Raw genomic sequence first — 10531 nt, 5'->3', positions numbered from 1 at the left:
GCACGGGCTGAGCGCCTTCGAGGCGATCCACCGCGCCTTTACCGGCAACCTCTGGATGCCGCCGATCGCACTCGACGCCTGATCAGCACGTATCACCCAGCGTCACAGAACCTTCTGATTGCTTACCTTTATTGTCAAGCGTCCGGGAATTCTCCGACTACACAGAGCTACTTTGACCCTGCTCACACGGCAACCGTGCTCTACCAGCTTGCCGGGCGGATCCATGACCGACGGCGCTTGGTCTTGATGCCGCGAGTGGTGATCTCGGTCCAGAAGTCGTCGTCGTGGTCGCTGACGACCTGGTTCCAGAGCTTCTGCACGTCGACCGGGCCAGAGCCGCCCGAGGGGCACAGCGCGGGAGTCGCCGCGCCGGCCGGGGCGTCTTTCGTGAAGCGCCGGCCGCGCGCTGGGGCCGGTACATCTTGCTGATCTGTTCATCTCGCTGTCTTCGAGGTGGACCAGGTCATGGCTGATGTTGCGTGCGTGGCGGCCGATGGGCTGCGTGCGGCGGTAGAGCATGGCGGAGAGCGGAAACGTGGTGTCGATGTAGTCGATGTAGTCGATGTAGTGCCTCCACTTCGCCGCCATGGCCGTCAAACCGCTGCTCAGGTATGCGTCGGCGATGTGGCGGTAAATGTCGGCGACGATGGTGCCGCACAGGCGGTCACGCACGGCCAGGTCGGGCAGGGTGAGCGTGAGCTTGGCGTTCATGCTGGCGGCGCGCTGGAGGAACAGGCAGCCCTCTTGGGGGGCGTCGTTGTTGATGAGCAGGACGCCGAGTTCGAAGGCCGCTGAGGCGTGGCCGTTCTCAGCATCGCGGAAAGTTGCGGGCCACACGGGCCGAACCAGGTGCGCATCCGGTCCGCTGTGGCCTGCCCGCGGGGTGAGGCGCCCAGGACGGCGAAGGTGGCCTCCTTCTCCACGGGCTGGGTGCCGTCCTCCAGCGGACGCGGCAGGCCAGGGCAGGGCTCTTCGGATTCGGGTGGTACAAGGTCCGGCGTGACGAGGGCGGACAGCTCACCGTCCAGCACCGGCTCGTCCGGGATGTCCTCGAGCACAGGCCGCGGTGCGGCCTCTCTGGTCGGTGAATCGATCACTACCGCGCGGGCCGCGGGCTGCTCGGGCACGCTGGTCATGCGTGGCGACTCGGCCTTCTACAGCGCCGACGTGGTCGCCGCCTGCCGAGATCAGGACGTCCGCTTCTCCGTCACCGCCACGCTGGATCCCAAGGTCAAGGCGACGATCGCCACCATCGACGACGATGCTTGGACGCCGATCAGATACCCTCAGGCGATCTTCGATGAACAAGCCGGCGGCTGGGTCTCCGACGCCGAGGTCGCCGAAACGTCCTACACCGCCTTCACCAGCAAGAAGAGCAGACAGGTGTCCGCCCGCCTGATCGTGCGCCGGGTCAAGAAACTCGACCAGCCTGCCGGAGAGGGCCAGGGCGAGTTGTTCCCCGCCTACCGCTACTACCCGATCTTCACCGACAGTCCGTACGCGCTGATCCAAGCTGAGGAGCAGCATCGTGATCACGCGGTGCAGGAGCAGGTCAACGCTGATTTGATCGACGGGCCGCTCGCTCACATGCCCTCTGTTAACTGAACTACGGAGCCTGTTTCTGCAGTTCAGCGGTGATATTGAGTGGTCTGCTGTTAGCGTCGCCAGCCATGACTTCGGCATCTGCATCATCGAATCGGGACGTGGCGTCGTTGATCGTGTCACTGACGGGGTCGGTCGTGGAGACGGCTGATCCGTTCGAGCCGTATCAGCTGCTGGACGGCAGCGGACGACCGGTGGCGGCGGTGACGTCGTTCATGCGGGAGCTGCTCGCTTCGGCGAGGGCGCCGTCGACGTTGCGGTCCTATGCGGTAGATCTGCTGCGCTGGATGCGGTTCTTGACCGCGATCGATGTCGCCTGGGATCGCGCGATCCCGGTCGAGGGCCGCGACTTCAGTCTGTGGATCCGCCAGGTCCACAAGCCGAATCGGAAGGCACCGGCGGGCCGTGTGTCTCGTCGTGAGGGCAGTAAGCCGCAGTCACGTCGGGAAGGTCTGGCTGCGGGGGTGGCGCCGGGCGAGGTCAACCGGGTCACGGGCAAACCGTCGCCGGACCGGGGGTATGCGCCGCGGACGGTGAATCACTGCGAGACCGTGCTGCGGACGTTCTATGACTTCCATCACGAGGCGGGGACCGGGCCGATGGTCAACCCGTTCCCGTTGGACCGGTCACGACGTGCTGGCCGAGCTCATGCCCACCATAATCCGATGGAGCCGTGGAAATATGAACGTGAAGGACGTTACCGCAGTTCGGTGCCGCAGCGTCCACCGCGGGCAATCCCGGACGAAATGTTCGAGCTGCTGTTCGCCGCGTTGCCATCGCATCGCGATCGGGCGTTGGTGGCATTTTGGATCTCCACCGGGGCGCGTGCGTCGGAGCTTCTGGGTGTCCGGCACAAGGACGCCGACCCGGGCCAGCAACTGATCACGGTCATCCGGAAGGGGTCCCGCGTCCCGCAGCCGCTGCCCGCCTCACCCGACGCCTTCGTATGGTTGCGGCTCTATCAGCAGGAGATCCACGGCCTGGTCCCTGCGGGAGGGAACCAGCCGTTGTGGTGGACGAGGCGACGGCCGTTCGCAGCGTTGACTTATCACGCCGCGCACCGGATGTTCGAGCGCGCGAACGCGGTACTGGGCGCGAACTGGACGTTGCACGATCTGCGGCATTCGGCGGCGCACCGGATGGCCCGTGATCCCGAGCTTCCCCTGGCCGATGTCCAATGGATCTTGGGGCATGCGCACCTGACGACCACGCAGTTGTATCTGAATACATCGATCGAGGAGGCGGTGGCCGCGGTGCGTGCCCATCACGACCGCCAGTCCCGCAATCTCAGCATGCCGGCGCCACCTGCCGCCGACGGGTACGACCCCGCGGCATTGGACGTCTTGTTCGGACGGCAAAGGTGAGAGCGCGGCCCAATGACCGGGTTGTCTCACCGCCACAGGCGCCGGACGCCTCGGATGCCGGCGCGGTCGGTGCCGTGGATCGGCGGCGTGACTTCCCGCGCCGTCTGCCGCGGGCGTGCTGGGCCCAGAGCCTGGCGACCGCGCAGGAGGTCATCGCCCGCATTGACGCGCCGCCGTTCCGCCCTGACAACGGCTCGGGCTATCGCCGTCACGGTGCCGCGCGGGTCCTGGAGTGGCTGGCCAGCCATCCCGGCGACAGCTGGCAGGAGCGGTGGCTCGCCTCGGCAGCAGAGGATCTCCCCAAGGAGACGTGGGTGGACGCCGCGATGGCGTGGCGGGCCGCCACCGGCCGATCGTCGGCCCCCTCCAACCGCGACAGCCTGCAGACCGGGCTGTTGATGCTCGTCTTGGCCGATGTCGTCCGCCCATCGCTGACCTGGATGGTCCCCAGGTCCTCCAGCGGCATCGTCCGGGCGATGGAACAGTGCCGCGACCCCGAGGGCTATGCCGCGTTGCGGGCGATGATCGCCGCCGACCCCGACGGCATCACCGCAGGTCAAGCACGCCTTGCCCTCGGACGGATCACCATGATCCTGGCCTGCAAGGGAGGCCAGGTCCGCGACATCACCGTCGGCGACTACCTCGACCTGCTGGAGGCGATGCGCGAGACCAACACCGGCGGAGCCGGACGGATCCTGGCCTACCGGCTGCTGCACACACTCGGACATCTGGGCCCGGACGCGCCGACCACCGGCAGGGCGTTCCTGCAGGCCGCCGGGCAGCGCACGGCCGAGGAACTGGTGGACCGTTATCAGGTGCGCTGCCGGCCCGTCCGGGACCTGCTGGTGGAGTATCTACGAGAACGCCAGCCCGCGCTGGACTACACCACCCTGGCCAAGCTCGCCAATGATCTGGTCCGCCTGTTCTGGGTCGACCTGGAACGGCACCATCCGGGCATCGACACCCTCCAGCTCACGCCCGAGACGGCCACCGCGTGGCGGCAGCGGGTGTCGTTTCGGACCAAGACCGTCATCGATCCCGACGGCCGCCGATCCGAACAAGTCCTGGCGCGGGCGGACGCGCGCAGCGTGATGATGGCGGTCCGCGCGTTCTACCTCGACCTCGCCCAGTGGGCGCTGGATGAGCCGCACCGCTGGGCGCAATGGGCCGTCCCCTGCCCGATCAAGGAAACCGACTGCAACCGGGCCAAAGAAGACAAGCTCGTCAAGGCCCGCATGGACCAGCGCACCCGTGAGCGCCTGCCCGCCCTGCCCAAGCTCGCCGATGCAGTCAACCAGCACCGGCAGGACGCCGCCGCCCTGCTGCAGGCCGCCCGCGACACCCGCCTCGACGCGAGCTTCACCTTCGCCGGCCGGACCTGGCACCGCCTGTCGACCACCGCCTACGCCGGCAGCATCTGGATCCAGCCCGCCGACGCCGACCCCACCACCCGCCTTGACGCGGTCAAGCACGACGCCGACGCGTTCTGGGCATGGGCGTTCGTGGAGGTCCTGCGCCACACCGGCATCCGATTCGAAGAACTCCGCGAGCTCAGCCACCACAGCATCACCTCCTACCGGCTCCCCACGACCGGCGAACTGGTCCCGCTCCTGCAGATCGCCCCGTCCAAGACCGGATCCGAACGACTCCTCCTCGTCGACCCCGAACTGGCCGACGTGCTCAGCGCGATCGTCACCCGCATCCGCGACACCACCGGCGCCGTCCCCCTGGTGACCAGCTACGACACCCACGAAAAGATCTGGAACCCGCCGATGTCACTGCTGTTCCAGCGCACCATCGCCGGAGAACGCCGCCCCATCAGCGACGGATCCCTCCGCGAGATCTTCCAGCAAGCACTCGCCGGATCCGGCATCCGAGGAACCGACGGACAGCCACTCATCTTCACCCCGCACGACTTTCGCCGGATCTTCGTCACCGACGCCGTCATGAACGGCCTGCCTCCACACATCGCACAGATCATCTGCGGGCACCGCGACATCAACACCACCATGGGCTACAAGGCGATCTACCCCGCGGAGGCCATCGAGGCCCACCGCGCGTTCATCGCCCGCCGCCGGGCCGCCCGCCCCAGCCAGGAATACCGCACCCCCACCGACGCCGAATGGGATGAGTTCCTCACCCACTTCGAGAAACGCAAGCTCTCCATCGGCACCTGCGCTCGCGCGTTCGCAACCCCCTGCATCCACGAGCACGCCTGCATCCGCTGCCCCATGCTCAGGCCCGATCCCGCCCAGCTGACCCGACTCCAGGAGATCCACGACAACCTCCTCGCCCGCATCGCCGAAGCCGAACACCAAGGCTGGCTCGGAGAGATCGAAGGACTCACCATCAGCCTGGCCGGCGCACGCGAGAAACTCCGCCACCTCAACCAGCAACAGCGCGCTATCACCCTCGGCATGCCCACCTACCGCGACACCACCGCCAGGAACAGCACCGTGACCCGTTAACCAAACCGGTCACACAAACAACCTCAAACCGGACTCAAGATCGTAGTTCAGAGAACCGACGGCATGTGCGCGAGCGGGCCAGAGGTCAGGTCGGCGAAGATCTGCTCGATGATGGCGTGATCGCGGTGCTGACCTTCGGCTTGGACCAGGTGGAACGGGCTGTCGGTGAACACCGCGTGGTAGCGGTAGGTGGCGAACAGTTCGTCCTGACCGATCGTCGCCTGCTGGTTGAGGCGTTTGACCCGGCGGACGATCAGGCGGGCGGTGACGGCCTGGCCCTTCTTGGAGGCGAACGCGGTGTAGGTCACCTCGGCGATCTCGGCGTCGGAGATCCAGGTGCCGGACTCCTCGTCGAAGACGGCGTTCGGGTACTGGATCGCGATCCACGCGCTCTCGCCGATCGCCGCGATCGCCCTCTTGACCTTCGGGTCCATCTTCACCGTGACCGAGAAGCGCACGTCGTGGTCGCGGCAGGCGTTGATGACGGCCGCGTTGTAGAACGCCGAGTCGCCGCGGGCGACCAGGATGGCGGTGCAGCCCGCTTCGCGCGCGGTTCCGATGGACTCGCGGATGAAGGAGGCGGCGCCGCGGGCCGAACCCGCCTTGCCGCCGCGTAGCCGGGTGGCGGCCACGACCGGGGCGGCGAGCGGGGTGGAGATCGCCGAGGCGAGTACGTTCAACCCGCGGACCAGCACACTCTTACCCTGGATCTTGGTATGGCCGAACCCCGCGCCCTGCTTCTTGGCCCGTAGATCCGTTTCTGCATCGAGTCCAAGTCGAGGAAGGCGAGTACGTCCGCGCCGGGCAGTAGCGAGGTGTGCGCGGCGAGCCGGGCCAGCAGTACTCGGTGGACCTTGCCGAGTTGGCGGGCGTTGCCCCAGTTCAGGCAGCGCAGGAACGACCCGAGCGTGGACGGGGCGCGGATTCCCTCGAACAGCTTGCCCATGCCGCCGTGCCGCAGCGCGTCCAGATCGTCGATGGAGTCGGCGCCGGCGAGCATCCCGGCCACGATCGACCCGATTTTCAGCGGCGCGTTCGTCCCGAGCGGGTCAGCGATCGCCACGTGCTCGCCCACCAGCCCGGCCAGACCGCACTGCTCGGCCAGCCGCATCGCCGGCACCAGCCCCGCGTGCGCGACCAGGTGCTCCTCATCGAAGATCGCATGAGTCTTGGCCGGGGCGTGAGAAACTAGCACTTGAGAGGTGTCCTCTCGATTTGGTTGACGGAAGCCTGAAGAACTCCCATCATCCCAGGTCGGAGGGCACCTCCTCGCGTTTCAGGGCATTCGGATCAGAATCGACGCGGTGGATCCAAGCTCAGTGAGGAGGTCGTCGACGTGGCCCTGAATGGCGGGCCGCATGCTTTCGATGGAACGCGAGGTGAACGGCTTGACGAACAGCCTGCGGTAGGCGGTGTGCTCCGGCAGGTCGAGCCGGTTCATCATGCGGACCTTCTGCATCAAATGCCGGTGCGGCATGAGAATGGGGAAACCCGGCTTTCTGCTGTCTGCGCTGAACCGCCTGTCCGTCAGCACGGCCCGGACATCATCGAAACGCGTGACGATCCAGGACGTGCTGCCGTCGGGGAGGCGCACCTTGGCAACCGGCTCGTCTTCGCGGAGCCGGGCGTACATGCTGGGAGGCTCCAGCGGGTTCTCGCGGCGTACCGGGAAATCCATCCGGGTCTGCTGTTCGATCGACATGATTTCTTCTTTCTCCTCGGCTTTTCGGCGTCTTGCCGTTCGTCACTCGCGGGCCATCTGGGCGGCCAGTGACAGCGGCCTCAAATCCGTCCAGTGCTCATTGATGTAGTCAATGCACGCGCTGCGGCCGTCCTTTTCCTTGACCACCTGCCAGCCGTGCGGCACGTCCGCGAACGCCGGCCACAGGGAATGTTGCCCCTCGTCGTTGCGTAGGACCAGGTATTCAGCTTTCTCATCATCTAGCGGATTGCCCACGGAATTCCTCCTTTCCTCGGACTCTGTCGAGTTCCTGAGAAACAATCCAGCCTATTTCAGCGGCTGGGTTCGGTTGCATCATCTCCCCATGTCGGCAGCAGATTTCGACATCGTTTATCTGGCCGTTAACGTAGGGGGCCCAGCCGTCCACCAACGGCGAATTCGCATTGCGGCCCTGCGTCGCCACGAAGAAGAGCAGATCGCCGTCATATCTGGCCGGGGTGAATGTGCGGACCAGTTCGATGTTATTGATCCAGGTGTCGATGAGATTCGAGATCTGTTTCTGGGTGAGAAATCGCAGAGAATGAACTTCCGTGTTCACGATCTCCATGAATCTGTCACGATTCATCGCCGATCTCTCCGTTTCTGGGACAAGGCGGCCGAGATCGTCCAGGATCAGCGCGAGCGCCTCGTTCTCCGGCACGCTTCCCGCATCGATGTGGTATTCGCTGCCCGGGTAGGAATCGAGAATGGTAAGCAGGGCCACCTCCTCGCCCTGTTCGCGCAGCTCCGTCGCCATCGCGTACGCGACCAAGCCGCCGAAGGACCAGCCGAGCAGGTGGTAAGGGCCGGACGGCTGCACGCCCTTGATCTGGGCCACAAAGTCACGGGCCATGGCGTCCAGACTCGACGGTGACAACGTCGGGCCGGTGAGGCTGCGGGCCTGGATCGCGTACAGAGGGCGGGCGTTGTCTATGGGGCCCAGAAGGCTGGAATAGGACCAGGCGAAGCCCATACCGGGGTGAATGCAGAACAAGGGCGGGAGTTGGCCTGACGGGCGCAGCGGTAACAGGAGGTCGAAGGGGTTTCGCTGACTGTCCGCGGTGGTGACCTCCTGGGCCAGCGTGGCCACCGTAGGGCTTTCGAAGAGATCGCGGACGGTCAGCTCGGTGTGCATGACGTCGCGTACACGACTGATCAGACGGGTCGCCAGGAGCGAATGTCCGCCCAGGTCGAAGAAGTTGTCGTGGATGTCGACGGTGGGCAGGTTGAGGATCTCGGCGAAGAGTCCGGCCAGGATTTCCTCAGCCGGGGTGCGCGCGTTGCTGTGTTCGGCGGTGCCGTACACGGGTGCGGGCAAGGCGGCCCGATCGATCTTCCCATTCGGGGTCAGGGGGAACGTGTCCAGCGTCATGATCGCTGTGGGGACCATGAACGCCGGCAGGTGAGCGGTGAGTTCGGCCTTCAGATCGGCACCGGAGGGTTGGTGGCCAGGAGCGGGTACCACATAGCCGATGATCTGTTTGCCGCGCGCGTCGTCGTGGTGGACGTTGACGGTGGATTGCGTGATGCCGGGTAACTGGTCGAGTGCCGCTTCGACTTCGCCGAGTTCGATGCGGAAACCACGGATCTTGACCTGGTGATCATTGCGGCCGAGGAACTCCAGTTCACCCTCACAGGTCCAGCGCACCAGATCACCGGTGCGGTACATGCGTTCACCGGAGCCAGCGAAAGGATCGGCGATGAAACGCTCGGCGGTCAGATCAGACCGGTCGAAGTAGCCACGGGCCAACCCCGTCCCAGCCAGATACAGCTCTCCAGGCACCCCGGGCAGCGCCAATCGCAATCGCTCATCCAGGACATAAGCGCGTAGCCCATCCATGGGATGGCCGATGGGGATGTTACGGGCATACTCGGCGATGGTGTTCGGAAGCGGATGGCAGGTGGCGAACGTGGTGGTTTCGGTGGGGCCGTAGACATGCACGACACGGGTGCGAGACAAGGTCATCGTGGCGGCGCGCATGGTGGCGGCTGAGACGAATTCCCCGCCGGTCCAGATTTCGGCGAGTGTCTCCAGGCCTGGGGGTTGATCCTCGATGAGGGTGTTGAACAGAGCGGTGGTGACGAACGCAGCGGTGATGCGATGCCGGGCGATGATGTCTGCCAGGCGGGCGGGCTCTACCGGGCCCGCCGGAGCCACGATCACCGTGCCGCCGTTGAGCAGTGGAATCCACATCTCATAGGTGGAGGCATCAAAAGCATGGGGGGAATGCATGAGCACTCGCCGGTGCGCGTCACCGCGCCAGGCATGGTCGGCTGCCAGAGCGACTACATCGGCATGGGTGACGGCCACTCCTTTCGGGGTGCCGGTCGAGCCCGAGGTGAACATCACATAGGCGAGTTGATCGGATTGCGGACTCAGCAGGGCCGGGATGGCACCGGTGCGCTGCTGGGCGTCGATCAGTAACAGGGGCGGGCCAAGTTCAGCAGCGCGTTCCCGCATGGCCATGTCGGTGAGCACGATCGGTGCTTGGGTGTGAGTGAGAACCCATCGCATGCGCTCGGCTGGGAAACTCGGATGCAGCGGGACATAGGCGCCGCCGGCCTTGAGAATCGCCAGCGACGCGACGATCACCAGAGGTGAGCGCTCCATCAGTATCGCCACAGGTGTTTCTGCTTTCACCCCTGCCGCTACCAACCGCCCGGCCAGTTCCTCGGCCCGGGCATCCAGTTCCGCATACGACCATTGCGTCCCCTCACCCGACACCGCAACCGCATCGGCGGACTTCCTTACCTGTGCCTCAAACGCCTCCGCTACCGTGTTGGGAGGAAGATCCAGCTCCGTCACCCGTATGCCTCGCTCCAGCCGCCACACGAACGCGATTAGGCCGCTCAGCTTCGCGACGGCGTGAATGGAGATTCGCTGCCGACCCAGTACGTCGGGCGCCAACCCGGTGGCCGCATGCCACTCCTCGGCTAGGCGCCGGGCCAGGTCATCCAAGGTCTCCTCGCCGCGGACCCGTACCGAAAAGGACAGGGACGTCTTGGCGTCTTCCGAATCCGCGCGAAACACGATCTCGGAAATCATCGATGTGCGGTTTAAGTAAGCAGCGATAATGGCAAGCGACGCGCAGCGGTGCGTGGCAGGTTCGATCAGAAATATGGCCCCCGACCCTCTGTCGACCAATGCCGACTCGACCATCACAACGGCAGAGTGAATGACATTCCCCAGACTCATCCCCGTAGAATCCCCTCGAACTTGGAGTCAGCATCAGGCTAAGAGCAAGGCACTAACCTCAATCTTTCACGATCTTGAGTGGGTCTGTTCCGCCTCTGGTTGATCATGGTTTAGGGCGCCGTCAGGGTTGACGAGCATGCCGGAAGCCCGGCGGGGCGCGCCGGTATGGGCCCTGGTGTCC

At 65.4% G+C, this 10531-nt stretch carries 9 protein-coding genes; 3 read left to right on the top strand and 6 right to left on the bottom strand.

The genetic code is table 11. The annotated features are described in order from the left end of the window. Nucleotides 1–102 precede the first annotated feature (102 nt). Nucleotides 103–837, bottom strand: coding sequence for a hypothetical protein (locus tag ITP53_RS49930; RefSeq protein ID WP_195902520.1), 735 nt, complete (start codon nucleotides 835–837; stop codon nucleotides 103–105). Between the two features lie 162 nt (nucleotides 838–999). On the opposite strand from ITP53_RS49930, the gene ITP53_RS49925 reads away from it, so the two are divergent. The 3 genes from ITP53_RS49925 (at nucleotide 1000) to ITP53_RS60775 (ending at nucleotide 5434) form a co-directional block, all read left to right on the top strand. Then, entirely contained in the window at nucleotides 1000–1605 is a 606-nt protein-coding gene (locus tag ITP53_RS49925) for a transposase (RefSeq protein WP_195902519.1), read from the top strand. A 98-nt stretch (nucleotides 1606–1703) separates the two neighbouring features. Continuing rightward, on the top strand, nucleotides 1704–2966 hold the full coding sequence (locus ITP53_RS49920; RefSeq protein WP_207757561.1) for a tyrosine-type recombinase/integrase: 1263 nt from the start codon (nucleotides 1704–1706) through the stop codon (nucleotides 2964–2966). Between the two features lie 74 nt (nucleotides 2967–3040). Next, complete coding sequence (locus tag ITP53_RS60775) at nucleotides 3041–5434, top strand: tyrosine-type recombinase/integrase (RefSeq protein ID WP_207757560.1); 2394 nt, start codon at nucleotides 3041–3043, stop codon at nucleotides 5432–5434. 47 nt (nucleotides 5435–5481) lie between these two features. Here the strand turns inward: ITP53_RS60775 and ITP53_RS49910 are convergent, their stop codons facing one another. The 5 genes from ITP53_RS49910 to ITP53_RS49890 form a co-directional block, all read right to left on the bottom strand. After that, the gene (locus tag ITP53_RS49910; protein ID WP_195902517.1) at nucleotides 5482–6129 is read right to left on the bottom strand and encodes a transposase; all 648 of its coding nucleotides are present in this window, start codon (nucleotides 6127–6129) and stop codon (nucleotides 5482–5484) included. Beyond that, nucleotides 6111–6629, bottom strand: coding sequence for a hypothetical protein (locus tag ITP53_RS49905; protein ID WP_195902516.1), 519 nt, complete (start codon nucleotides 6627–6629; stop codon nucleotides 6111–6113). The genes ITP53_RS49910 and ITP53_RS49905 overlap by 19 nt, the downstream gene beginning before the upstream one ends. A gap of 81 nt (nucleotides 6630–6710) precedes the next feature. Next, the gene (locus tag ITP53_RS49900) at nucleotides 6711–7136 is read right to left on the bottom strand and encodes a cytochrome P450 family protein (RefSeq protein ID WP_195902515.1); all 426 of its coding nucleotides are present in this window, start codon (nucleotides 7134–7136) and stop codon (nucleotides 6711–6713) included. Nucleotides 7137–7178: 42 nt separating this feature from the next. Then, nucleotides 7179–7391 carry an MbtH family protein gene (locus ITP53_RS49895; RefSeq protein ID WP_195902514.1) on the bottom strand — a complete coding sequence of 71 codons (213 nt, stop codon included), beginning with the start codon at nucleotides 7389–7391 and terminating at the stop codon, nucleotides 7179–7181. After that, the gene (locus ITP53_RS49890; protein ID WP_236052062.1) at nucleotides 7372–10314 is read right to left on the bottom strand and encodes an amino acid adenylation domain-containing protein; all 2943 of its coding nucleotides are present in this window, start codon (nucleotides 10312–10314) and stop codon (nucleotides 7372–7374) included. Before ITP53_RS49890 ends, ITP53_RS49895 begins: the two co-directional genes overlap by 20 nt. Between the last annotated feature and the right edge of the window lie 217 nt (nucleotides 10315–10531).

It is taken from the genome of Nonomuraea cypriaca (assembly GCF_015645445.1).
GTDB lineage: Bacteria > Actinomycetota > Actinomycetes > Streptosporangiales > Streptosporangiaceae > Nonomuraea > Nonomuraea cypriaca.
This window is presented reverse-complemented; position numbering and strand designations above follow the sequence as displayed.

Bases quoted from the DNA above. Each gene is read 5' to 3' on its own strand.
- ITP53_RS49900 (WP_195902515.1), bottom strand. From the start codon at position 7,136: ATGTCGATCGAACAGCAGACCCGGATGGATTTCCCGGTACGCCGCGAG.
- ITP53_RS49890 (WP_236052062.1), bottom strand. From the start codon at position 10,314: ATGGTCGAGTCGGCATTGGTCGACAGAGGGTCGGGGGCCATATTTCTG.